Origin of the sequence: Rhodococcus sp. SB1D (assembly GCF_048573875.1) — a bacterium.
GTDB classification, from domain to species: Bacteria; Actinomycetota; Actinomycetes; order Mycobacteriales; family Mycobacteriaceae; genus Rhodococcus_F; species Rhodococcus_F qingshengii.
Genome location: NZ_JBMAIQ010000002.1, coordinates 260346 through 283887, shown reverse-complemented (window position 1 = coordinate 283887; position 23542 = coordinate 260346). Strand labels below are relative to the sequence as shown.

The 23542-nt window shown below is 63.1% G+C and carries 24 protein-coding genes; 13 read left to right on the top strand and 11 right to left on the bottom strand.

The genetic code is table 11. From position 1 onward, the window contains the following. Together ACN50D_RS06875 and ACN50D_RS06870 are read left to right on the top strand one after the other, a co-directional pair. Nucleotides 1-1134 (top strand): 12-oxophytodienoate reductase, encoded by a 1134-nt coding sequence (locus ACN50D_RS06875; RefSeq protein ID WP_208690221.1) that lies wholly within the window; start codon nt 1-3, stop codon nt 1132-1134. Nucleotides 1135-1214: 80 nt separating this feature from the next. Further along, nucleotides 1215-2213, top strand: coding sequence for an acryloyl-CoA reductase (locus tag ACN50D_RS06870; protein ID WP_054826839.1), 999 nt, complete (start codon nt 1215-1217; stop codon nt 2211-2213). A gap of 5 nt (nt 2214-2218) precedes the next feature. On the opposite strand, the gene ACN50D_RS06865 is transcribed toward ACN50D_RS06870, so the two are convergent. Continuing rightward, a complete protein-coding gene (locus tag ACN50D_RS06865; protein ID WP_007729467.1) occupies nt 2219-2770 on the bottom strand; it encodes a ribonuclease H family protein in 552 nt (183 codons plus the stop codon). Between the two features lie 45 nt (nt 2771-2815). Between ACN50D_RS06865 and ACN50D_RS06860 the strand changes: the two genes are divergently transcribed. From ACN50D_RS06860 to ACN50D_RS06850, 3 genes are all read left to right on the top strand, one after another. After that, nucleotides 2816-3769, top strand: coding sequence for a DNA-3-methyladenine glycosylase family protein (locus ACN50D_RS06860; RefSeq protein ID WP_193594923.1), 954 nt, complete (start codon nt 2816-2818; stop codon nt 3767-3769). A gap of 17 nt (nt 3770-3786) precedes the next feature. After that, nucleotides 3787-4437 carry a pyridoxamine 5'-phosphate oxidase family protein gene (locus tag ACN50D_RS06855; protein WP_003940212.1) on the top strand — a complete coding sequence of 217 codons (651 nt, stop codon included), beginning with the start codon at nt 3787-3789 and terminating at the stop codon, nt 4435-4437. Between the two features lie 111 nt (nt 4438-4548). Further along, the gene (locus ACN50D_RS06850) at nt 4549-5046 is read left to right on the top strand and encodes a hypothetical protein (RefSeq protein WP_003940625.1); all 498 of its coding nucleotides are present in this window, start codon (nt 4549-4551) and stop codon (nt 5044-5046) included. Nucleotides 5047-5053: 7 nt separating this feature from the next. Here the strand turns inward: ACN50D_RS06850 and ACN50D_RS06845 are convergent, their stop codons facing one another. The 5 genes from ACN50D_RS06845 to ACN50D_RS06825 form a co-directional block, all read right to left on the bottom strand. Next, complete coding sequence (locus tag ACN50D_RS06845) at nt 5054-5443, bottom strand: ArsR/SmtB family transcription factor (protein ID WP_003940184.1); 390 nt, start codon at nt 5441-5443, stop codon at nt 5054-5056. A gap of 60 nt (nt 5444-5503) precedes the next feature. After that, nucleotides 5504-6700, bottom strand: coding sequence for an acetyl-CoA C-acetyltransferase (locus tag ACN50D_RS06840; protein ID WP_063315757.1), 1197 nt, complete (start codon nt 6698-6700; stop codon nt 5504-5506). Between the two features lie 40 nt (nt 6701-6740). Continuing rightward, nucleotides 6741-7193, bottom strand: a complete 453-nt coding sequence (locus ACN50D_RS06835) for a MaoC family dehydratase (protein WP_003940415.1) — start codon at nt 7191-7193, stop codon at nt 6741-6743. 67 nt (nt 7194-7260) lie between these two features. After that, a complete protein-coding gene (locus ACN50D_RS06830) occupies nt 7261-8007 on the bottom strand; it encodes a GntR family transcriptional regulator (RefSeq protein WP_042448526.1) in 747 nt (248 codons plus the stop codon). 31 nt (nt 8008-8038) lie between these two features. Next, on the bottom strand, nt 8039-9190 hold the full coding sequence (locus tag ACN50D_RS06825) for an acyl-CoA dehydrogenase family protein (RefSeq protein WP_003940468.1): 1152 nt from the start codon (nt 9188-9190) through the stop codon (nt 8039-8041). Between the two features lie 200 nt (nt 9191-9390). On the opposite strand from ACN50D_RS06825, the gene ACN50D_RS06820 reads away from it, so the two are divergent. Genes ACN50D_RS06820 through ACN50D_RS06810 form a run of 3 tightly spaced genes read left to right on the top strand, consistent with a single transcriptional unit; the run spans nt 9391 to nt 12513 of the window. Continuing rightward, nucleotides 9391-10266 carry an HpcH/HpaI aldolase/citrate lyase family protein gene (locus ACN50D_RS06820; RefSeq protein ID WP_030537187.1) on the top strand — a complete coding sequence of 292 codons (876 nt, stop codon included), beginning with the start codon at nt 9391-9393 and terminating at the stop codon, nt 10264-10266. Continuing rightward, on the top strand, nt 10263-11261 hold the full coding sequence (locus ACN50D_RS06815) for a MaoC family dehydratase (RefSeq protein WP_042923986.1): 999 nt from the start codon (nt 10263-10265) through the stop codon (nt 11259-11261). The genes ACN50D_RS06820 and ACN50D_RS06815 overlap by 4 nt, the downstream gene beginning before the upstream one ends. A 31-nt stretch (nt 11262-11292) precedes the next feature. Further along, on the top strand, nt 11293-12513 hold the full coding sequence (locus ACN50D_RS06810; protein ID WP_054188392.1) for a CoA transferase: 1221 nt from the start codon (nt 11293-11295) through the stop codon (nt 12511-12513). 66 nt (nt 12514-12579) lie between these two features. Here ACN50D_RS06810 and ACN50D_RS06805 read toward each other — a convergent pair whose 3' ends face one another. Next, nucleotides 12580-13737 (bottom strand): acyl-CoA dehydrogenase family protein, encoded by a 1158-nt coding sequence (locus ACN50D_RS06805; RefSeq protein WP_003940617.1) that lies wholly within the window; start codon nt 13735-13737, stop codon nt 12580-12582. Nucleotides 13738-13932: 195 nt separating this feature from the next. Here ACN50D_RS06805 and ACN50D_RS06800 point away from each other — a divergent pair, with 195 nt between their 5' ends. The 5 genes from ACN50D_RS06800 (at nt 13933) to ACN50D_RS06780 (ending at nt 20136) form a co-directional block, all read left to right on the top strand. Further along, the gene (locus tag ACN50D_RS06800; protein ID WP_174519483.1) at nt 13933-15396 is read left to right on the top strand and encodes an MFS transporter; all 1464 of its coding nucleotides are present in this window, start codon (nt 13933-13935) and stop codon (nt 15394-15396) included. Nucleotides 15397-15530: 134 nt separating this feature from the next. Then, on the top strand, nt 15531-16661 hold the full coding sequence (locus ACN50D_RS06795; RefSeq protein WP_211920928.1) for a thiolase family protein: 1131 nt from the start codon (nt 15531-15533) through the stop codon (nt 16659-16661). Nucleotides 16662-16715: 54 nt separating this feature from the next. Beyond that, nucleotides 16716-17480 carry an SDR family NAD(P)-dependent oxidoreductase gene (locus ACN50D_RS06790; protein ID WP_003939944.1) on the top strand — a complete coding sequence of 255 codons (765 nt, stop codon included), beginning with the start codon at nt 16716-16718 and terminating at the stop codon, nt 17478-17480. Nucleotides 17481-17521: 41 nt separating this feature from the next. After that, complete coding sequence (locus tag ACN50D_RS06785) at nt 17522-19177, top strand: class I adenylate-forming enzyme family protein (protein WP_166503000.1); 1656 nt, start codon at nt 17522-17524, stop codon at nt 19175-19177. A 53-nt stretch (nt 19178-19230) separates the two neighbouring features. Further along, a complete protein-coding gene (locus ACN50D_RS06780) occupies nt 19231-20136 on the top strand; it encodes an NAD(P)H-dependent flavin oxidoreductase (protein ID WP_202427117.1) in 906 nt (301 codons plus the stop codon). Here ACN50D_RS06780 and ACN50D_RS06775 read toward each other — a convergent pair. The 4 genes from ACN50D_RS06775 to ACN50D_RS06760 are packed head-to-tail and all read right to left on the bottom strand — an operon-like array spanning nt 20133 to nt 23536. Beyond that, nucleotides 20133-21029 (bottom strand): LysR family transcriptional regulator, encoded by an 897-nt coding sequence (locus ACN50D_RS06775; RefSeq protein WP_003939949.1) that lies wholly within the window; start codon nt 21027-21029, stop codon nt 20133-20135. The genes ACN50D_RS06780 and ACN50D_RS06775 overlap by 4 nt on opposite strands. A 3-nt stretch (nt 21030-21032) precedes the next feature. Further along, on the bottom strand, nt 21033-21935 hold the full coding sequence (locus ACN50D_RS06770; protein WP_007729501.1) for a LysR family transcriptional regulator: 903 nt from the start codon (nt 21933-21935) through the stop codon (nt 21033-21035). A gap of 30 nt (nt 21936-21965) precedes the next feature. Next, nucleotides 21966-22778, bottom strand: coding sequence for an enoyl-CoA hydratase/isomerase family protein (locus tag ACN50D_RS06765; protein WP_030537193.1), 813 nt, complete (start codon nt 22776-22778; stop codon nt 21966-21968). Continuing rightward, complete coding sequence (locus ACN50D_RS06760) at nt 22775-23536, bottom strand: crotonase/enoyl-CoA hydratase family protein (protein ID WP_047272107.1); 762 nt, start codon at nt 23534-23536, stop codon at nt 22775-22777. Before ACN50D_RS06760 ends, ACN50D_RS06765 begins: the two co-directional genes overlap by 4 nt. Nucleotides 23537-23542 lie beyond the last annotated feature (6 nt).

Genomic DNA, 23542 nt, shown 5'->3' with positions numbered 1-23542 from the left:
GTGACCAACCCGCTGTTCCAACCGCTCCGCATCCGTTCGCTCGAATTGTCCAACCGCATAGTCATGTCGCCGATGACGCGCACGTACTCCATCGAGGGCGTGCCTGGCCGCGACGTCGCCGACTATTACCGCCGACGCGCCGAGGGCGGCACCGGACTGATCGTCACCGAAGGCGTCGCGATCGATCACGAGACTGCTGTCGACCACGCCAACGTCCCCAACCTCCACACTCCCGCTGCTCAGGCCGGATGGCGGAAGGTAGTCGACGACGTGCACGCTGCGGGCGGCAAGATCGTGCCTCAGCTCTGGCACGTCGGACCTTTGTGGGGCGCGATGACGCAGATGGACCCCTCACTCAAGCCGATGCGCCCCTCCGGCGAATGGGGCCCGCTCGGCGTCACCTCGTACTCCGCTGCCTACGTCGAACGCGCACAGGCGAGCACCGAAGCGATGACCGAGCAGGACATCCAGGACGTCATCGACGCGTACGTCCGTAGCGCGAAGCACGCCGTCGAACTCGGCTTCGACGGCATCGCGATCCACGGCGGTCACGGCTACCTCCTCGATTCCTTCTTCTGGGAGGGCACCAACCAGCGCGACGACGCGTGGGGAGGCGACCTGGAGCGTCGAACCAAGTTCCCGGCCGCCGTCGTCGCCGCGATCCGCGCGGCCATCGGACCGGATCTGCCGATCATCTACCGTTTCTCACAGCACAAGCAGCAGGATTTCACCGCGAAGATCGCCGAAACCCCCGAGGAGTTGGGCGTCATCCTGGGCGCGCTGGTCGACGCCGGAGTCGACGTTCTCGACGCCAGCATCAGGCGTTTCGACGTGCCGGCCTTCGAAGGCAGCGATCTCTCGTTGGCGGGTTGGGCGAAGAAGCTGACCGGCGCCGTCACCATGGCCGTCGGCAGCGTCGGTATCGGAAAGTCGCTGCGGGACAGCCGCATCGAAGGCGTCGCACCTGTAGTCGACAACATCCCACAGCTCGAGGAGCGCATCGGCAGCGGAGAGTTCGATCTGATCGCGATCGGCCGTCTCCACCTCGCCGATCCGGCATTGGCGACAACCCTGCGCGCCGGTGGCCCGCTACCGGCGTTCGATCGAGCGGTGCATGAGGGCAGCTTGATCTAGGGGCTCCGCCCCTGTGCGCCTTTCCGGTAGTTCGCACTACCAAAAAGGCGCACAGGGCCGAAGGCCTTTATGTTCGACCCATGACTACTTTCAACGCCTGGGTCGCCCGCGACAGCGACGGCACCATCGACTTCGCCCCCGAAACCGTCGACGAATCCTTCCTCCCGGCAGGTGAGGTCACCATTCGCGTCGAGTATTCGAGCGTCAACTACAAGGACGCGCTCGCGGTCACGCCGAAAGGCGGGGTGGTTCGCGATTACCCGATCGTCCCCGGTATCGACGTCGCCGGCGAGGTCATTGCCTCCGAGTCCGACGCATTCGCCCCGGGCGACAAGGTCGTCGCACATGGCTACGAGATCGGGACCGCCCGCAACGGCGGCTACGCCGAGATCGCCCGTTTGCCTGCCGAGTGGGTCGTGAAGCTCGACGGCATTTCCACCGCCGACGCTGCCGCGATCGGCACGGCAGGATTCACCGCAGCCATGAGCGTCCAAGCCATTCTGGCCAGCGGAGTGAAGCCCGCCGACGGTCCCGTCCTGGTGACGGGCGCGAGCGGCGGAGTCGGCACCGTCAGCGTCGACCTTCTGGCAAGCGCGGGCTTCGACGTGATCGCCTCCAGCGGCAAGCCCGGCGCGGCAGACCTTCTGACGTCACTCGGTGCGTCTTCGGTGATCGGCCGGCTTCCCGAGGATCCCGACGCCAAGCCTCGCCCGCTCGGAAAATCTCAGTGGGCGGCGGCCGTCGACTGCGTCGGTGGAAAGACCCTCGCTCACGTTCTGAGCACGATCAATTACGGCGGTGTTGTCGCTGCCAGCGGATTGACCGGTGGCGCCGCGCTGCCTACGACCGTGCTGCCGTTCATTCTCCGCGGAGTCTCACTGCTGGGCATGGACTCGGTATTGATGCCGATCGAGCCCCGTCGCGCGCTGTGGACCCGGCTGGGCTCCGACTTGGCGCCACGTCATCTGAAGGAGATCACGAACCTCGTTGCCGTCCGCGACGTCGTCTCGGTGATCGATCAGGTCCGCGAAGGCAAGTACACCGGCCGGGCGCTGGTTCAGGTTGCCGACGGGTTCTGAACAGCTCAGAAAAGTGTGAACAGATCTGCCGGTTCTTCGGCCGTCGTGGACTTCTCCTTGTAGGGGGAGTTCACGGCGGTCGGTTCCTTCTTCACCGGGGCAGCAAGCGGCACCGATGCGATGTCCCCCGAGACGATGGCGCGTGCGGCTTCGCCGGCCAGCTTGTCTGCCATTTCGTTGTAGTGGTTGCCGACGTGCCCGCGCACCCAGCGAAAGCGCACCGGTCCGACACGATCGGTGATGGCTCGATCGATACTCTGCACCAGTTCGAGGTTCTTGACCGCCCCGCCGCTCGCGGTCTTCCAGCCCTTGCGCTTCCAACTCGGCAGCCATTCCGACGCGCACTTGATGGCGTACTGCGAGTCGGATTCGATGAGCAGAGGATCAGCACCGGGATGGGCGACGACGGCCTCGAAGAGCGCACGCAACTCGGCAATCTGATTGGTACCGGACGCTTCTCCGCCGGACATGCTCGGACCCTCGTGATTGACCCACGCCCAGCCGATAGCCCCACCGGGGTTTCGCAGACAGGATCCGTCGGTGCTCACGATGATCATGGCTCGGACAATACGTTGCGCCACCGACACACGCCTTAACGGAGGATGGACGGTGGCGATACGCTGACCTCGATGACGCCGCTATCTCCGGTCGACGAAGTCACGGTGACTTCTCAGCGACCACTCGATGCCGCGCTGACGCTCAGCCCGCATCAGCGCGGACCCGGCGACCCCGCACATCGACGGTCAGCCGACGGAGCGATCTGGCGAGTTTCCCGCCAACTTTCGGGTCCTGTGACCTACCGCATCACCCAGTCGGATCGCCATACGGTCCGGGTACAGGCCTGGGGTCCCGGCGCCACGGAATTCCTGACCGGCGCCGAAGCGCTGCTCGGTCTCGACGACGAGGCCGAAGATTTTGCCCCCGAACATCCCAAGCTCGCCGAAGCTCATCGACGCTTCCCTCATCTGCGCATCGGCCGCACCGGCCGCGTCATGGAAGCTCTCGTTCCCGCGATCCTCGAGCAACGAGTCCACGGCATCGACGCATTTGCCGCGTGGCGCCGCCTGCTGACCAAGTTCGGGGAGCGCCCACCCGGCCCCGCGCCCGACGGAATGCGAGTTCCACTCACCGCGGACCAATGGCGTCGAATGCCGTCATGGGAATTCCATCGCGCGAACGTCGATCCAGCGAGGTCCAAGACGATCGTTCAGTGCGCTCGCGTCGCCGACCGCCTCGAGCAGGCATCCACGTTCCCCAGAACCGAGGCGACCAAACGGTTGCGAGCGGTACCCGGCGTCGGGATCTGGACTGCCGCCGAAGTGGCTCAGCGTGCATTCGGCGATTCAGATGCACTCTCGGTCGGCGACTACCACCTCGCTGCCGTCGTCGGGTGGTCACTGCTGGGTGAACCGATCGACGACGCCCAGATGGTGCAGTACCTCGCTCCCCTTCAACCGCATCGATACCGCGCCGTGAGGCTTCTGCAGGTCAGCGGGCAAGCCGTCAAACCCAAGTTCGGTCCGCGAACTGCCGTTGCCGACCACCGTTGGCACTGAGCATCAGGAGTTGGAAAATGTCGACCCGATACGCACACATCGCCTTCTCCCCCGCTGCGGTGGAGCGTCAGCGGTCGACCGGAAGTTTCACCGTGTACGGTTCGAAACTCGATCAGCCCGACGAGGGCCCGATGGAATTCGATTTCCGCGCGCAGGGATTCGTGAAATCCGTGGATTCCTTCTTCATGTCCACGGTGACGCCCGACGGTTGGCCGTACGTCCAACATCGCGGCGGCCCGCGCGGATTCCTGCATGTGTTGGGCCCGAATCGAATCGGATTCGCCGATCTCCCCGGCAATCAGCAATTCGTGACGCTCGGCAATCTGGAAGAGAACAATCGCATCTCGCTGTTCGTCATCGATTACCCGACGCGAACGAGATTGAAGATCTACGGGCGTGCGCAGGTGATCGAAGCGGACGAGGACCCTGCACTACTGCAACAGCTCTTGCAAGTCCCCGGCGGCACCATGACGGCAAAAGCCCAGCGTTCCATCGTCATCGACGTCGAAGCGTTCGACTGGAACTGCAGTCGAAACATCACGCCACGCTTCGACAAGGAGCGCATGGACGAATCCCTCGCTCTGGCACGCCAACCCCTGCAAGCCGAGGTAGATCGGCTTACTGCCGAGGTCGAAGAATTGCGTGCGCGGTTGTCGAAAAACGAATGAGACTAGGCGGTTTCAGGGCACTCGGAGTCGGGTAGCCACCAAACACGGCCCGTCGCGCGGAGACGACGGGTCCCGTTGTGCCCGAGGAGGTCCGCACGATCGATCCAGACGGTGGAGTTCTGGTTAACGAACTGCACCGCCACCATTCACGACTGGTTCCACACAGACAGATTGGCCGTCCCCATGAAACTGTCCCGAACTCTCACCATGTCCGTACTCGTCGTCGCCGCAGTCGGCGCCGGAGCCGGCACCGCGGTCGCAGCGCCCCCGAATGCGGGCTTCGATCCGTCCCAACCCCTACTGACACCGACCGCAGAGTCGAACAGCCAGGCGGCGTTGATGCTCTTCCCCGGTAACGATCCGAAGCAGGCCGCGTTCGACACGATGGCCAACGAGGTCAATATCGGCTGGAACAACGGTGGTCTGCAGTCGACCCTGATCGGAGCCAACCTCGGCGTCGGAATCGGCTGCCTGTCGATCTTCCCGAACTTCATCGCCGGCTGCATCGTCGGTGGAGTCATCGGCACGGTTGCCGGAGTCGGCGCAGGAATCACCAACGGAAACCCGAACGCTGCGCCGGCCGTCGAGAAGTTCTTCGCGACTCCTTGAGTAGCGCTCAGCTGTGCGTGTGCCCGGGGGTGGGTGTCTCGTCGTGAAAATGTGTGGCGCCGATCGAATGCAGCAGCTGGTGAACGGTGTCGTCCGCCAGTTGGTATCGCATCGATCGGCCGTCGCGGGTCGCGCTCACCCACCCCTGGCTACGCAGTAGCCGCAGCGCATGTGAGACGGCTGTGCCGCTCATCCCCAGCGCCACGGACAAATCCGTGACGCAGATACCCGGTGCGTGATGAAGGCAGAGCAACAGACGCAGACGGTTGGTGTCGGAGAGAAGCTCGAAGCGACCGGACCAACTGGTGACATCGAGCCCCTCGAGTGCGGCCCTGGCGCGACGAACATCCTCGACGCTCAGCGCGCCACTGGTGTCTGCTGCGCCTGCATTCGTCAACCGACTGCCTCCGTAGAACTTCCGATCCCCCGCCGCAAGTGTACCCAGAAGCGAACCTCGTCAGGCAGACTCCACCACGGCCGCCATACCCTGGCCACCGCCGATACACATGGTCAACAGCGCTTTTCCGCCGCCGCGTCGGCCGAGTTCGTGAAGCGCGGTTGTTGCCATACGCGCACCCGTCGCTCCCACGGGGTGCCCGAGCGAGATGCCGGAACCGTTGACGTTCAGGCGATCGAGGTCCTCGAATCCCCATTCCTTCACGACGCCGAGAACCTGGCACGCAAACGCCTCGTTCAGCTCGACCAGATCGAAATCGGCAAAGCGTGCACCGGTGCGAGCAAACAGTTTCGAGACGGCGGCAACCGGCCCGAGGCCCATCAGCGCCGGTTCACAACCGGCCGCGGCCCAACTGTCGAGGAACCCGATGGGTTCCAGCCCCAGCTCGTCCAGACGATCCTCGGCGACAACCAACATCGCTGCCGCAGCGTCGTTCTGCTGGCTGGCGTTACCGGCGGTCACGACGCCTCCCTCGGTCACCGCACGCAGCCGTGCCAGGGTTTCGAGTGAGGTATCCGGACGAATCCCCTCGTCAGCACGAAACTGTGTGACGTTCCCTTTTCGATCCGTCAGTTCGACGGCGACGATTTCGGCATCGAAGCGGCCGGATTCTCTTGCCAGTGTTGCCTTTCGGTGGCTGTCGACGGCGAAGGTGTCCGACTCTTCCCGCGTGATCCCGCAGCGTGTCGCGACGTTCTCGGCCGTTTCGATCATTCCGCTGATCCGACCGAATCGCCACTCGGGTTGCGAGCGCTCGCGGCCACGATCGAGGCGGTCGAACAGTTGCAGCCCACCGGATCTGGTGCCCCACCGCGCTCCGGTGGTGTAGTGCTCGATCCCGCTCATCGATTCGACGCCACCCGCGAGAACCACGTCGGCCGCACCCGTCTGGACCATCATGGCCGCGGAAACGATGGCCTGCAGACCCGTTCCACATCGGCGATCCGTCTGGAAGCCGGCTACCGAAATCGGCAACCCGGCCTCGAGCGCCGCCCACCTTCCGATGCACGGTGCCTCCGAATTGGCATACGACTGCCCCATCGCGACGTCGTCGATGCGGGACGGATCGATTCCGCTACGACGCACGGTCTCCTTGACGACGGTGGCAGCCAGACTTTCCGCAGGCACGTCACGAAGTGCCCCTCCGAAACGGCCCACCGCGGTTCTGACCGGCGCGACCAATGCTGCTCGTTTCACAACTGACCTCGAATCTCGTTCTGGAAGAATGGAAAAGGATTCAGGAGACCAACAGGCGCACGGTATCCGCTACCAGCGCAGGTTTACCCGCTCCTTCGATTTCGATCGTGTACCGCACGACTATCGTCGCGCCCTTCGCGGTGCGCTCGAAGGAAAGAATCTCCGCACCTGCCCGCACCGAAGAACCGACCTTGACCGGTTCGGGGAATCGCACCTTGTTGCTTCCGTAGTTCACGGTCATGGAGATTCCGTCGACACGCATCACCTGAGCGCCGAGCACCGGCAACAACGAGAGAGTCAGATAGCCGTGGGCGATGGTGCCGCCGTACGGACCCTGCGCTGCGCGCTCGGGATCCACGTGAATCCACTGGTGATCCTCGGTGGCGTCGGCGAACTTGTCGATCCGATCCTGTGTGACCGGGAACCACGCGCTGTAGCCCAAGTGCTCACCGACAGCCGTCTCTACTTCGTCGATTCCGTTGAAAATTCGCATAGTTCTCTCCTGAAAGGTGTTGAACAGCAAAGAAAAGTGCAGCGCTAATGTGCGCCGCGGCGCAGCGTCAATGTGCGCCGCGGCGCAGCGTGACCCGATACGTGTACTGCTCCGGCAAGAAATAGCTCACCGACAACTCGTTGGCAACGCCCTGCGCGTTGGAGTACAAACGGTCCACCCGCAACATGGCGTGGCCGATTTCGCAATCGACGTCCCTGGCAACGTCCGCCGTGGCCGGGGACACCGTGATCGATTGTGCTGCTTCGACAATCGGACTGTCGATCAGCGGTTCCAGCAAGCCGATCACCGTATTGGCGCTCACCGCACCGGCCGCCATGGCGGGCAGGTCGATGATCTGCCGCGCGATCGCCTCCGGCAGATGCGCCGTCGTCTGCACGAACGGAACTCCCTCGTGTATCCGCCGGAAGACCACGGTGTACACGACGTCGGTGTCGAGCCGAAGCCGACTGGCCGCCTCGATGTCCACGCGCCGGTGCAGCGGTGACACCACTTCCATCGTCGTGTCCCGCGAAAGGTTCATGAGATCTTCGATGGATCCGAGATGACGGAGATAGCGGCCGCTGTTCTCGGTCACGAACGTTCCGCGCCCGGGTACTCGGTACACGATGCCCTCGGCAACCAGATCGTGAAAGGCTCGGCGGACCGTCTGCCGACTCACGCCGTGATGCTGCGCCAGTTCGGATTCGGTGGGCAGTTGAATGCCGTCGCGGTAGGTACCGGCAGAGATCTGCTGACGAAGCTCACGAGAGAGGCGTTGGTACGCCGGCTCCGTCTCTCTTTCCTTACCGCTCATAGCGACATGATCCTACTTGCTCACCGGTCCGTCACAGACCGCCGCGGGCAACCAGCTGCGAAACGATCACGTTGCGCTGAATTTCGTTGGTTCCCTCCCCGACGATCATCAGTGGTGCATCACGGAAATACCGCTCGACGTCGTACTCCGTCGAGTAGCCGTAACCGCCATGGATGCGGACGGCGGACAAAGCGATTTCCATCGCCACCTCGGAGGCGTACAGCTTGGCCATGCCCGCCTCCATGTCGCACCGCTCCCCACTGTCGTACATCTGCGCCGCGTGCCACGTCAGCTGCCGTGCGGCCGTCAGCTTCGTTGCCATGTCGGCGAGGTAATTGCCGATCGACTGGTGCTTCCAGATCGGCTGGCCGAAGCTCTCGCGCTGCTGCGCGTAGGCAAGTGAATCCTCGAGTGCGGCCGTGGCGACGCCCAGTGCGCGGCAAGCCACCTGGATACGGCCGGTCTCGAGCCCCTTCATCATCTGACCGAAACCCTTTCCGGGAGTACCGCCCAGAATGGCCGACTCGGAGATGCGGTAATTGTCGAAGGACAGTTCACAACTCTCGACGCCCTTGTATCCGAGCTTCGGGAGGTCGCGGGAGACGGTCAGCCCTTCGCCGTGCTCGACGAGAACGATCGAGATGCCCGCATGACGAGGGCTTGCGCTTGGATCGGTCTTGCACAGCAAGGCGATCACGCCGGATCGGCGGGCATTGGTGATCCATGTCTTGGCGCCGTTGACGACCAGATCTGTGCCGTCGCTCTTGGCGTTGGTTGTCATGGCCTGCAGATCGGAACCTCCGCCGGGCTCGGTGAGGGCCATCGTTGCCCGGATCTCGCCGGTTGCCATTCGCGGCAGGTACTTCACCTTCTGCTCTTCGGTACCGAACAGCGAGATGAGTTTCGCGACCACCGTGTGACCGCCCATCGCCCCCGCCAGGGACATCCATCCGCGTGACAGTTCCTGCGTCACCTGCGCATAACAGGGCATGGACACCGGCGATCCGCCGTACTCCTCGGGAATCGCGAGCCCGTAGATCCCGATCTGCTTCATCTGATCGATCCACTTCTCGGGATACTCGTTCGCGTGCTCCACCTCCTGGACCGTGGGCTTGACCTCTCGGTCGACGAACCGGCGCACGGTTTCGATCAGGAATGTCTCTTCGTCGTTGAGCTTGAGCATGAATCCGCCTCGACTTGAAATAAGTTTGTACGGCCATATTTCGATATTGTTCGCGCAATGTCAATACCGCGCCTTGACATCGATACGCAGCAACTGCCAGCATCGAGGCAGTTCGGTGCACATCAACGCCGTTCACGGCAGCTCATCCACTTCACAACTGGCCGTACATTTGATTTCCAGATCGAGGTAATCGACACACTATGGACGAGAACCACTACCGCGCCACCAGACGTCGCGCGTCCCTGGTCGCGCCGGGTTCAGACGAGCGCAAGGCACGCAAAGCACTCTTCTCGAACGCAGACGAGGTGATTCTCGACCTCGAAGATGCCGTCACTTCGGCGAACAAGGACCTGGCGCGAACCCTCGTGAGCACCTTGGTGCACGAGTTCGGTAGGGCGCGCACCATCTCGGTCCGAATCAACGGCCTGACCACACCATGGGCCCGCGACGACCTGATCGCCTGTGGCGCCCTCGGAGAATCGCTGACGAGCGTGATCGTCCCGAAGGTCGAGTCCGCCGACGAACTACTCGAGGCCGAGCACATCCTCTTCACTGCCGGTGGGCACCACACCACCCTGCAAGCCCTGATCGAAACTCCGCTCGGCGTCCAGAATGCCGACTCCATCGCCCGCGCGACTCCTCGTCTCCAAGCCGCGATCATCGGATACGCCGATCTCGGTGCAGCGCTCGGCCGTTCACGCTCGGCACTGCCTGAACACTGGCTTGCCGTCCAGGACAGAATCCTGATCGCCTGCCGCGCAGCCGGCGTCGCAGCCATCGACGGGCCCTTTCTCGGCATCACCGACGACGACGCTTTCCGCCGCGCCGCGCACTGGACCAGCGCTCTCGGGTTCGACGGCAAATGGGTCATCCACCCGGCGCAGATCGACTCGGCCACTACCGCATTCACTCCTTCGGACGACGCCGTCAATGACGCCCGACGGGTACTGACCGCACTCGAAGAAGCCGAAACCCTGGGTTCGGGTGCCGCCCAACTCGACGGCCAGATGCTCGACGAAGCTGTGGCCGTGGCAGCGCGTCGTACGCTTGCCCGAGCCGAAGGAGTCACCGTATGAGCGAGCACTACGTGGGAGGCCCGTACTTCGACGAGCTCACCCATGGTCAGATCTTCGACGAAGCCCCCGCGGTGACGTTGACCAGTGGACTCGCCGCCTCCCATCAGGCGATCCTCGGTGACCGCATGCGCTTGCCTCTCGACGCACACTTGTCGTCGAGCGTCACGGGTTCCGTTGCACCAGTGGCGAATCCAGGACTGGTCACCGACATCGCCATCGGTCAGTCAACCGTGGTCACACACCACGTCAAGGCGAACCTCTTCTACCGTGGACTGCGATTCCACCGTTTCCCGGTACTCGGCGACACCCTGTACACGCGCACCGAGGTTGTCGGTCTACGCGAGAACTCGGCCAAGCCGGGACGCGGCGCCACCGGACTTGCCGCGCTACGGATGACGTCTGCTGATCAGAACGGCAACACGGTCCTCGACTTCTACCGCTGCGCCATGCTCCCCCTGAGCCCCGACCCGATCGAGGCGAGAACTCGCCACGCCGACGACCTCGGGGCGATCGGTCCGTCCGAACCGGCTCCGTACGTATCACCTGACGGTTGGGACCTCGACACGTATCGAGAGCGGGTACCCGGCAGGCACTTCGATTCCGATTTGGTGGGCTCCGTCTTCCACAGCAGCGGCGACGTCGTCTCCAGCGCACCCGAACTTGCCCGGCTGAGCTTGAACATCGCAGCGACGCACCACGACGATCGCGTCGGCGCCCACGGTCGCCTCGTCTACGGCGGCCACACCATCGGGATCGCACTCGCCCAGGCGACTCGCGCTCTGCCCAACGTGGTGACGGTTCTCGGGTGGCACTCGTGCGATCACACCGGACCCGTTCACGAGGGCGATACCCTCACGAGCGAACTGCACGTCGAAAACTCGTCGCCCCTCGAACACGGAACCGCAGTGCAACTGCGTTCGCTCGTGTTCTCCCACAATGCTTCTGCAACACAAACTCCGGTTCTCGACTGGCGTTTCACCGTGTTGATGGCATGAGCACACACTCTTCTATCACGGAGGACCACACATGACTCAGAGCCCAGGCCCGCTGTCCGGGCTTCGCATCGTCGAGGTCTCGAGCTTTGTCGCCGCGCCGCTGTGCGGACTGACGCTCTCCCAACTCGGCGCCGAGGTGATCCGGATCGACCCGATCGGAGGTGCCTCCGATTACAATCGCTGGCCCGTCACAGACAAGGGCGAGAGCATCTACTGGACCGGACTCAACAAAGGCAAACGGTCACTGTCAGTGGACATGCGCGCCGAACGCGGCCAAGAACTGATACGCCAACTGGTCACGGCGCCGGGACCTGGCGGCGGAATCCTGGTCACCAACGCCGGCGGCCGTAAGTGGATGAGCCACGACTCCCTGGCCCAGTTGCGTAGCGACGTCATCACCCTCGAGATCCTCGGACGCCGCGACGGCAGCCCCGGAGTCGACTACACGGTCAACGCCGCCTTGGGATTTCCACAGATCACCGGCCCCGCCGACTACGCCGGAGTTGTCAACCACGCACTGCCCGCCTGGGACGTCGCATGCGGGCTCTACGCCGCCCTGTCGATCACTGCCGCAGTGCGCCAACGTGACTCGACCGGACATGGATCTCGGATCACGCTCCCACTCGAAGACGTCGCATTGGCCACCGCGGGAACCCTCGGTTACCTCACCGAGGTACAAGTGAACGGTCGCAGTCGCGAGTCCGGCGGAAACGCCGTCTACGGCACGTACGGAATCGATTTCGTCTCCAGCGACAACGAACGGTTCATGATCGTTGCACTCACTACCCGCCATTTCCGCGACCTTGCGTCGGTCACCGGCACCACGGCGGCTGTCGACGCTGTCGAAGCTGCGCTCGGAGCCGACTTCTCCACCGAAGCGGATCGCTACCGTCATCGAGAGGTACTCACTGCTCTGTTCTCACATTGGTTCCGGGAACACAGCGGCGCCGAGATCGCTGCAGCGCTGGACACATCGTCGGTTCTGTTCGAGAGGTACCGCAGTTTCGAGGAAGTGGTGAAATCTGGCGAACTGGAGAACAACCCGATGTTCTCCGCACTCGATCAACCTCGAATCGGAAGCTACCTGGCTGCCGCCAATCCTGCCTCGTTCGACGGCGCACACCTGGGTACCGGACCCGCCTCCGAGGTCGGCGGCGATTCGATCGCGGTGCTCGCCGACATCCTCGGAACCAACGCCGATCACGCCTCGACGCTGATCGCGGACGGCGTGGTCGGGGTTCCGGCGAACTGACCTACCCGGAAGATGTTTTCGGCCTCGGAACACTTGTTCCGAGGCCGACAACATGTCGAGAGTGCGTCAGAGACCAAGATCCTTCGCGATGATGGTCTTCATGACTTCACTTGTGCCACCGTAGATTCGTGTGACACGCGTGTCTGCGTAAAGACGCGCGATGGGATACTCGGTGATGTAGCCGTACCCGCCGTGCAATTGGAGGCACTTGTCGATCACTCGACCTGCCGCCTCGGTGCAGAACAGTTTCGCCTTCGCTGCGTCGGGAATCGTCAGAGTGCCGCGGTCATGACATTCGAGTGCGTTGTCGGACACCAGCTGAATGGCATCAACCTCGGTAGCGCATTCGGCCAGAACGAATTTGGTGTTCTGGAAGGCCGCGACCGGCTTGCCGAACACCTTGCGGTCCTTGACGTAGTCGATGGCAAAGCGAAGCGCTGCACTGGCAGTGGCGGCCGCTCCGAACGCGATGGTCAACCGCTCCTGAGCCAGGTTGTGGGTCAGATAGCTGAAGCCGTCGCCCTCTTCTCCGAGTCGGTCCTCGACGGGCACCTTGACGTCGACAAACGAAAGCTCCGCAGTGTCGGAGGTCTTGAGCCCGATCTTGTTGATCTTGCGCCCCACCGAGTATCCGGGCGACGACGTATCGATCACCAGAATCGACAACCCCGTGCGCCGGTTCTCCGCTGTGCTGGGCGCGGTACGGCACACCACCAGGACGCGGTCGGCAAGTACTCCACCGGTGATGAACGTCTTGGAACCATTGACCACGTAGTGCGTACCGTCCTCCGACAGCTTGGCCGTGGTCGCGATGTTCGCCAGATCCGATCCTGTTCCCGGTTCGGTCATCGCAATCGCGAACATCAGATCTCCGGAAGCGAAGCCCGGCAACCAGCGGCTCTTCTGTTCTTCGTTCGCGTACTCGAGTAGGTAGGGCAGGATCAGGTTCGTATGCACCGACTGCGAGCCGAACGACGCCCCGGCGGCAGCAACTTCCTCGGCGACGACGACGTTGAACTTGAGCGACTTCTCGCCGCCTCCGCCGTATTCCTCCGGCACCTGAATTCCGAGTACGCCCAGCTCTCCGAGTCGTCGGTAGAAGTCACGGGGCGGGTGACCGTCCTCTTCCCACTTCTCGTGGACCGGGGTTACTTCCTTCGCGATGAAATCGCGAACGGTTGCCCGGAATGCCTCGTGATCCTCGTTGAACACGGTGCGCTGCATGTATGAACTCCAGTCGGTCAAGGGGACAGGGTGATCCTGATCTCACCTTGCCTCAATGTTCCGCATTCGATCCAACACTCATCGGCTATGCGTCCGATAGGGCGTACCAATATGGCCTGACCTGCGATACATAGGCAACCGCTATCGTTCCGATCATCGACGCGACATTGCTCAAAGTGATCCAGAACACGTTGAATGAGTCAGCCGGCAAACACACCACCATCGATCGCTTCGAGGCCGCGCTTCGAGCACGATCGCATCCGCCCACCAGTCTCGAAGGGACGCCACGTGACCCCCATCGCGCCACAGCGTAACGACGTCCAGCCCGAAGCAACAGCAACGCCAGATTCGTCAGCAGTTCCCGTCTTCGGTACCCGCAAGCGTGCGTGGACGATGACCGGGCTCGTCGTTTTCCTCTACATCGTCAACTACGCGGACAAGGCAGTCCTCGGAATCATCGCTCAGCCCCTCGCTCGTGAGCTCGGACTGAAGTCTTCGCAAATCGGCATGGTCGGCTCGCTCTTCTTCCTGATGTTCTGCATCGGTGGATTCCTCGCCGGACCGCTCAACAAGTACCTGACCCTGCGTTGGGCGCTGTTGATCCTGGCCGCAATCTGGTCCGTGGTCATGCTCCCCCTCGTTCTCGGCGCCAGCCTCGCGATGTTGATCGTCTCGCGCATGCTCCTCGGATTTGCCGAAGGCCCCAGTTCGGCGCTGATGCACACCGCGGCGTACTCGTGGCACCCGCCGGCCAAGCGCGGCCTTCCCGGCGCAATGCTCGCCGGATCCGCCTCTGTCGCAAAGATCGCCCTCGCGCCGGTACTGACCTTCATCGCCGTTCATTACGGCTGGCGCGCAGCGGTTCTCTCGCTCTCCGTTCTCGGTCTCGTGTGGATGGGTTGCTGGCTGGCCGGTTGGTCCGAGGGCCCGTACACGAGCAAGGCCGTCAAGGCGACCAAGACTGCAGATACAGAAGCAACCGAGGCAGCCGGGACAGCCACGAAGGCGGTCACCGAGCCCAATGTTCCGTGGCGCAAGATCCTGCTCTCCCGCACCTTCGTCAGCTGCTGCTTCCTCATCGCGACCATCTACGCGCTGACCACCGTCGTTCTCACCTGGTTGCCGTCGTACTTCGAGGTCGGCCTCGGATACAGTGCGATGCAGGCCGGTTCGATGTTCGCGCTGCCCTCGATCGTCGGTCTCGTCCTCATGATCACCTCCGGTTCCGTCACGGACAAGTTGATCGGCCGCGGCTTCACCTCTCGTACGGTTCGCGTCATCGTTCCCTGTGTCGGCGTTCTGATCTGCGGATCGATTCTCCTGTTCCTGCCACAGATCTCCACCCCCATCGTCGCTGTCGCCATGGTCTCGATCGGCTACGGGTTCTCGGCAATCACCTTCCCGCTCATCAACGCTGCGATCTCGGAGCTGTGCCCGCCGCAGCAGACTGCCGGAACGATGGGATTCTTCCTCGCCATCATGTCGATCGGTGGCCTGATTGCTCCTTACGCAACGGGAGTCATCGTGGACAACGCTGCAACCCCGGCCGACGGTTACGCCCAGTCCTTCCAGGCAATCGGCGTCATCGGAGTGATCGCCGCGGTTCTGGTCCTCGTCTTCGCCAATCCCGAGCGCGATCGCAAGCTCATCCGAGGCTGAGTACTCCACGTATAGCCATTCGCTAACAAAGCCATTCACCGAAAGACATTGCCGGGTCGACCCGCTCGTGATCGACTCGAGACACGCCCCGACCGCACAGTCGCAGAACCGGGCACGAACAGCAGGAGAGATACATGCGAGATGCCGTCATCGTCGACGCAGTACGTACACCGATCGGCCGTCGCGGCCGCGCCCTCTCGGAGATCCATCCGGCCGAGTTGTCCGCCCGTGTACTGCGTGCGCTCGCTGAACGGACCGGACTCGACGCGGCGACGGTCGACGACGTGATCTGGGGTTGCGTCAGTCAGGTCGGCGAGCAGGCCGGAAGCATCGCCCGCACAGCGGCACTCGCTGCCGGCTGGCCCGACAGCGTTCCCGGCGTCACACTGACCCGGGCCTGCGGATCGAGCCAGCAGGCAGTTTCCTTTGCTGCGGCCACCGTCATCTCCGGTCAGAACGACGTGGTCGTAGCCGGAGGCGTCGAATCGATGTCACGAGTACCGATGGGTACCGCCAGCAAGAACGGTGAGCATTTTCCGGCTTCGGTACTCGAACGCTACGGGGTGGACGGTTTCAGCCAGGGGACCGGCGCCGAGATGATGGCCCGGAAATGGGCACTCACACGAACAGCTCTGGACGAATACTCCCTCCGCTCACACGAACTCGCGGCCCGTGCCACCGATGAAGGGGCATTCACCGGGCAGATCACTCCGATCGCGGGCTTGTCCCAGGACGAAGGCATTCGGCGAGGCGGAAGTGTGGAGTCGCTCGCGAAGTTGCCCCCGGCCTTCGACACCGACGGTGCCATCCACGCCGGCAACTCTTCTCAGATCTCCGACGGGGCGGGCGCCACACTCGTCACGACCAGCGAGTACGCCCGGGCACGCGGGTGGAAGCCGCTCGTTCGTATTCACACCGCAGTGGTCGCAGCCGACGACCCGGTCATCATGCTCACCGGTCCGATTACCGCCACCGCAAAGGCATTGGACCGCTCCGGATTGTCCATCGACGACATCGGCGCCTTCGAGATCAACGAGGCATTCGCCCCCGTCCCGCTTGCCTGGCAGGCTGAAACCGGCGCAGCCATCGATCGTGTGAATCCGCTCGGCGGCGCTATCGCGGTCGGCCACCCACTCGGCGGATCAGGTGCGATCTTGATGACTCGCCTGGCACATCACATGCGCGACAACGGAATTCGCTACGGTCTCCAGTCGATGTGCGAGGCCGGCGGCATGGCCAATGCGACCATTCTCGAATTGATCTGACCCGACAACGCTTTCGGGCCGACACGTCATCCAGCAGGAAAGAAGAATTGATCCATGAAACTCGAGGGACTTTCCACCGCGATCACCGGCGGCGCTTCAGGCCTCGGCCTGGCAACCGCTCGACGGCTGCTCGACGCCGGAGCGCAGGTCACGTTGATCGATCTGCCTTCGTCCGACGGTAAGCAGGTGGCGGCCGATCTCGGTGCTGCCGCACAATTCGCCCCGGCCGACGTCACCGACAGCGAACAATTCGCCGAAGCACTCGACGCGGCGCACGAGCGCGGCGGCCTCCGCGGCGTCGTCCACTGCGCGGGTGCCGGGCGTCGTATGCGCATTCTCGACAAGGACGGAAAAGCCGGATCGGTCGAAGATTTCGAGTTCGTCGTCAAGCTGAATCTTGTCGGTTCGTTCAACGCACTCCGTCTCGGCGCCGAGCGGATGGCGGAACTCGACGCCGTGGACGGTGAGCGAGGTGCCATCGTCATGACGGCGTCGGTCGCAGCATTCGAAGGTCAGATCGGTCAGATCAACTACACAGCGTCCAAAGCCGGCATCGTCGGTATGACGGTCACCGCTGCCCGCGATCTCGCCAGCCGCGGAATCCGCGTAAACACCATTGCTCCCGGCATCATGGACACTCCCCTGCTGGCGCGCCTACGCGAAGACGTGCGCACGGCCCTCGAAGCCTCTGTTCCCAATCCCTCACGACTGGGTCGTCCGGACGAGTTCGGCCAGCTCGCCGTCTCGATGCTCGAGAACGGCTACCTCAACGGCGAGACCATCAGACTCGACGGCGCTATCCGAATGGCTCCCCGGTGACGGGCACCAGCGTGATCGCCAATCCACAACTGCGGCACAACATGCAATACCCGGATACCACCATGGCGTACTGGGCGCCCAGCATGGCGGCGCTCTACGGTGACCGCCTCGCCGTCGTGGACGGCGAGCGTACGTGCACCTTCCGCGAACTCGGTCAGCGCAGTGCGCAATTCGCCGGCGCACTGCGGCAAGCCGGGGTGGGCGTCGGCGACGTGGTGTTGATGCACCTCGGGAACTGCGTCGAGTTCCTCCAGGCTTACTACGGATGCCTACAGGCCGGGGCGACAGTCACATTGGTCAACCCACTGCAGCCAGAGCTCGGCCTGCGCAAGCAGATCGAAGAGACGTCCGCCGTTGCTGCAGTGACTCAGAGTTCGCAGCTGCACGTACTGCTCGCGGCCGCTTCAGGAACCTCCGTGCGTACGATCGTGATGGTCCAGGACACCGAGGGCGCGCTCGACACACCGGAGTCGGTCGTCGCATTCGACTCCTTCATCGCCGATCTACCCACCGAATTCACCCCTGCCTCGGTTCGTAGCGACGACATCGCACACATCGCGTTCACCGGCGGAACCACCGGAGTCTCCAAAGGTGTTCGTGTTCTTCACCGCAACGTCGTCGGCAACATCACGCAGATGTGTGGGTGGAGAACCGGTCACGAGTTGGAAGCAGGTCCTGACGGTCTCGTCACGCCTCGACGCATCGACGGCCTCGACGTGCTCGGTCCGACGCCCGGGACCGGGGCGACCATCGTGGTCTCCCCTCTCTTCCACGCACATTCGTTGCTCAACACGTCGTTCCTGTTGATTTCCGGTCTCACCCAGGTGTTCGCCGGTCGGTTCGAACCCGGCCGGATGCTCGAGCTGATCGAAAAGCACGAGGCCACCTATCTCACCGGGTCTCCCGCCATGTGGCACGCACTGTCGGTTCATCCCGACGCTACGGTGCGCAACACCGACAGCGTGTGCGTCGTGTCTTCGGGTGCCGCCCCGATCGACAGTGTCACGCTCGCCGCACTCCGCCGGGCATTTCCCAAAGCGCTCGTCGTCGAAGGGTACGGGCTGACCGAGGCCACCTGTGTGGTCACGGCCGCTCCGCTGATCAACGGCTCGGAATATCGGCAGAGCAGCGTCGGCCTCCCGATCTTCGACACCGAAATCCAGATTCGCGATCAGCTCGACCGGAAGACCGTTCTGGGCGAGAACGAACGCGGCGAACTGTGGGTGCGTGGGCCTCAGGTCACCGACGGCTATCTCGGACACCCGGAAACCACCGCAGAACAGTTCGTCGACGGCTGGTTGGACACGGGAGACATCGCGTACCTGGACTCGGACGGATACCTCTTCATCTGTGACCGGGCCAAGGACATGCTCATCTACAAGGGGTACAACGTCTATCCGCGGGAACTCGAAGAGATTCTGGTTTCGCACCCGGCGATCTCGACTGCTGCGGTTGTCGGCCGCGAAGTGGGGAGCAACGGCCAGGAGCCCGTAGCCTTCGTGGTGATGATTCCGGGCGCCGAGTTCGACGCCGAGCAGATCAAGGCGTTCGTCGCCGAGCAGGTGCTGCCGTACAAGAAGATTCGCGAAGTCGTCGAGGTAGAACTCCTTCCGACATCGGCTGCCGGTAAGGTCCTCAAGACCGACCTCCGCTCGAGACTTCTCGAATCCGTCGATCAGAAAGGCGGTTCCAGGTGACGACCTTCGCAGACCTGACGTCGCAACTGCGTGTCCCGGTTCTCGCTTCACCGATGTTCATCATCTCGACTCCTGACCTCGTCATCGCGCAGTGCACCTCTGGCATCATCGGGTCCTTCCCGGCACTGAATGCTCGTCCGCAGTCGGCACTTCGGGATTGGCTCAAACTGATCACCGTGGCTCGTGAGGAACATGATCGTGAGCACCCGGAGAATCCGTCGGCGCCATTTGCCGTCAACCTCATCGTCCACCGGTCCAACAACCGCCTGGAAGAGGATCTGGCGACCATCGCCGAGTTCGAGGTTCCGATCGTCATCACGTCCCTCGGCGCTCGCACCGACATCAACGACGCAGTCCACGCATACGGCGGAATCGTTCTCCATGACGTCATCGACAATCGCTTTGCACGCAAGGCGATCGAGAAGGGCGCCGACGGACTGATCGCGGTAGCTGCCGGGGCCGGTGGTCATGCCGGTAGGCAGTCGCCGTTTGCCCTGATTCGGGAGATTCGTGAGTGGTTCGCCGGTCCACTGCTGTTGTCAGGTGCCATCGCTCATGGTGATTCGATTCTCGCTGCGCTCGCGGCCGGGGCCGATTTGGCATACGTCGGATCAGCTTTCATCGCAACCGAAGAGGCTAACGCGGATCCTGCGTACAAGGAGATGATCGTGGGTTCAGGGGCCTCCGACATCGTCTATTCCAACCTGTTCACCGGAGTACACGGAAACTACCTGCGGGGCAGCATCGTTGCCGCCGGCTTGGACCCCGACAACCTGGCCGAATCCGATCCATCCGCAATGAGTTTCGCGACCAACGACACCGATACCAAGGCCTGGCGTGACATCTGGGGCGCCGGACAGGGCATCGGAGCGATCGATGCAGTCCTTCCGACGCATGCAGTAGTAGAGCGTCTCGCCGCCGAGTACTCTGCCGCGCGAGAACGAATCTGCCGACTCTAGTGCTGTGACCGGCGTTCGTCGGACAGGTACTCGTGGATCAGGTTCACGAATACCTGTCCCACCGGCGACAACGTCGAGGGGTCGAAGGCGAGACCGTACGCACGCAGGAATCTCGGCTCGCAGGCCCGTTCCACCACCTGACCAGGCATCGATTTCGCCACCGAGCGCTCGACCAACGAACCGCCGAGTCCGGCGATGACCATCGGGAGCCGCGACTCCCGTTGCTCGGTCACCACCGCGAGTTCCGTTCTGGTACCGGCCTTTCGGATCGAATCTTCGATCGCGTCACCCATCGCTGCCCCGCGAGGAACGAATACCATGGGAATGTCCGGCATTTCCGAAAGGCGTACCGGCCCCTCGGGTAGTTCCGTTCCCGCCGGGTAGACCAGGCGGTATTCCTGCTCCCCCAATTCGACGATTTCGAGCCCTTCGCCCGCCTCGAGCGGCAGATGAGCCACCGCGAATTCGCAGTGGCCGTCCCGGATGAGACTTTCCAGATTGTCCTCACGCTCGAGTTCCGAGAATCTGACTCGTGCTTGCGGATACCGTCGACAGAACTCCGCAATCAGATCGACGATCGTCCCCGAGGTCAGTGCAGGGAAAGCCATGATGTCGAGGCGACCGACGATGGCGCCATCGGATGCCGTCAACTGTTCAGCCGCCGCAGCTACGTCTCGCAAAACCTGTCGACTCGGGCCGACCAGACTGCGACCGGCAGCACTGAGCACCATGCCGCGCCCGATGCGGTGGAACAGCCTCACTCCCAGTTCACGTTCGAGCCCGCGCAACGCTTGTGACACGGTCGGCTGAGCAACGCCGAGAGCCGCTGCGGCGCCGTTGATCCCCTTGTTCTCGACCACTGCGAGGAAGTACTCCATCTGCCGGAACTCCACAGTTCACTCCTCTTCCGTGGACGGAACGGCGGAGGTGGCCATTTCCGCAGCCGTCGCGATGAATGCAGCGGCCGCCGGGGATTGCTCGCCCGAGCGATAGACGATACCGACGTCGCGTGTCAGCGGCGGATCGAAGGAGAAGGCGCAGACGTCTGTCATCTGCTGTTGTGCAACCCTTCTCGGCACTACAGTGGCGCCGATTCCTCGACGCACGAGTTCCCACGTGGTCACAGGGTGGACACAGTCCACGACTACGTTCTCGGCGCCTTCGCTGAGCAAGCCCCGGAACTGATTCGATTGATCACCGAGATCGACCACAAGCGGCAAACTGTGCAAGAGCGCTCGCGGAACCGGATCCGCCAACGGCGTTGCAAGTCGGCCGGACAACGACGCATGGGTGGCGAGCACCAACTCCTGAGTGGCAATCGGAGCCGTGACCAAACCTTCGTACCCGATACTCAGATCGGTGACGCCGACCTCGGCCGACCCTCGCCGCAACGCATTGTCGACCCCGGCCGGGCCGTACGTGTCGAGAACACGCACGACGATCTTCGGGAAGTTGGCCCGGAATCGCCGGACCAACTCGACCATCGGATCGATCGAGAACGCCGAGTACGAGACGACGTCGACACGACCGAACTCGAGTTCGCGAACGGCGGTCACTTTCGCCTTCGCGCGCTCGACGTCGGCAAGGATTCTCCTGGCCGCGAGATCGAACGTGCGGCCCGCGTCGGTAAGAACCAACCGCCTGCCCGTCCGGTCGAACAGCGTGGCGCCGAGTCGACGCTCGAGCGTACGAATTGCCTGTGACAGAGAGGGCTGCGAAATGTAGAGAGCCTGAGCGGCCTTCGTTATCCCACCGTGGTCGACAACAGCGACGAAGTAGGTGACGAAGTGCAGATCCACTCATCCATCATACGACCAGCGATCCGTCGCTCACTCCACCCGAGTTGCCCCTGGTACGGCCCACTCTCCGGTGAAGATCGGCTCCCGCTTTTCCACGAAGGCACGAACCGCGTCGGTGGCATCCGTCGCAAAATTGACCGCTTGCGCCCTCGCCTCGTTGTCCAAGGCCTCCCGCAACGAGAGGGAGGTGTGACGTTCGAGCATGGCGGCAGACTGACTCAGTGCGGCCGGCGGGCCGGCGGCGAGCCGCTGCGCCAGTGTTGACGTGTGTTCGTCCAGCTCGGCCGGTTCGACCAGATAAGTCACCAACCCGAGCTCGTAGGCTTCCTGTGCGTCGATCGTCTCGGCAAGCATCACCAGTCGCTTGGCTTGTTGGAGGCCGACCAGTCTCGGCAGGATCCACGAACCACCGAAGTCGACAGACAACCCCCGTTTGGCAAAGATCTGGCTGAACTTCGCACCCTTGGCCGCCACGACGAAGTCGCAGAGCAACGCCATGTTCCATCCGGCTCCGACGGCAAACCCGTCGACCTTCGCCACCAGAGGTTTGGGAAACTCACTCAGTGCGATTGCCGTTGCGTTGATGACACGCATGCGATCGAGCGGGTGCGACGAGCCACGCTTGTCCAGATCGGAGCCCGCGCAGAAGGTCCCATCCGCGCCGGTCAGGATCACCGAGCGAATCTGCGCGTCCTCTTGAAGTTCGAGGACTGCTTCACGTAGAGCGATCCAGGCGTCGAGATCGAGAGCGTTGCGGCGGTGCGGCCGACAGAGAACAATCGTCGCGACAGCACCGTCTCGTTCGATGCTTACGGCCGCACGCTCGATCGTCTCGGCACTCATGAACCACTCCACACGGGAGAGCGCTTCTCGGCAAATGCCGTGGCGCCCTCCTTGGCATCACGAGAGGTGAAGACCGGATCGATGAATTCGCGTTGCGCCACAAAGGCATCCGGATCGGTGTACTTGGCGGACATTGCCAGTACCTGCTTGGTCGCGCGAACAGCCAGTGGACCGTTAGCCGCTACTCGGGCCGCAAGCTCGCGTGCGACGGTCAGCGCCTGTCCCGGTTCGGCGAGCCGATTGACCAAGCCGTGATGGTGCGCCACGGTGGCACTGAGCGGATCCCCCGTGATCGCGATTTCCATGGCCAACTGATACGGAAGAATTTTCGGCAGACGTAGGAGTCCGCCGGCGGCCGCGGCAAGTCCCCGCTTCACCTCGGGCAGGCCGAATTTCGCGTCCGTGGACGCCACGATCAAGTCGGCCGCCAAGGCCAGTTCGCAACCGCCGGCGAGTGCCCAACCTTCGACGGCTGCGATCAGCGGCTTCGACGGCGGAGCCTCGGTCAGACCGGCAAAACCACGACCCGGTAGCGATGGCCGCTCTCCGCGCGCAAATCCCTTCAGATCCATACCGGCGCAGAAGGTTCCACCAGCTCCGGTCAGAATGCCGATGGTGAGATCGGAGCGTTCCTCGAACTCGTCGATGGCCGCAGCCAAGGCTTCGGCAAGTTCGAGATTGACCGCGTTCTTGGCCTCGGGACGATTGAGGGTGATGACGGCAACGCCGTCGGCGAAGTCGGTGAGCACGACGCTCATGTTCGG